Source organism: Pseudoalteromonas luteoviolacea (genome assembly GCF_001696455.1).
Taxonomy (GTDB): Bacteria; Pseudomonadota; Gammaproteobacteria; order Enterobacterales; family Alteromonadaceae; genus Pseudoalteromonas; species Pseudoalteromonas luteoviolacea_C.
In genome coordinates this window covers 1-424 of sequence record NZ_MAUJ01000055.1, presented here as the reverse complement: position 1 = coordinate 424, position 424 = coordinate 1, and the positions used below count along the sequence as shown (strand labels likewise).

Here is a 424-nt window from a genome sequence, read left to right as displayed (position 1 = left end):
CGTCCGCTTACAGAAAAATCGTGTATTCCGGTCGCAATAAAGCGGTTGAAATGCAAGGCAATGGCGAAACGGTTTACTTTGCCTATGATGCGAACAATCGTCGTTACAAACGCGAAGATGCCACGCAAACCATTTATTACGTTGGTGCGTTAGAGCTTACCGTCAAAGACACTGACAATGAACAGGCACATATTAAGCGCTACATTGGCAATGACGCGATACAAAAATATTACAGTACGGGCATTAGTAGCCTCAATTGGTTGTTTACAGATCACCAAGGCTCGGTGATCACGGTCACAGACAATAAACTCCGGCTTATTCAGCGCTTTGAATATGATGTATGGGGTAAAAAGTCGACGGTTGGGCGAGACAACGACCTGTACTCTGAGCACTATGTCAGCGACCATCTAAGTGGCCTATTTGG

General features: G+C 45.5%; 1 protein-coding gene. It reads left to right on the top strand.

Features of this window, described 5'->3' with window-relative positions; translation table 11 throughout:
- On the top strand, positions 1-424 hold a 424-nt coding region (locus A7985_RS26700; RefSeq protein ID WP_176716814.1), incomplete at both ends, for a hypothetical protein.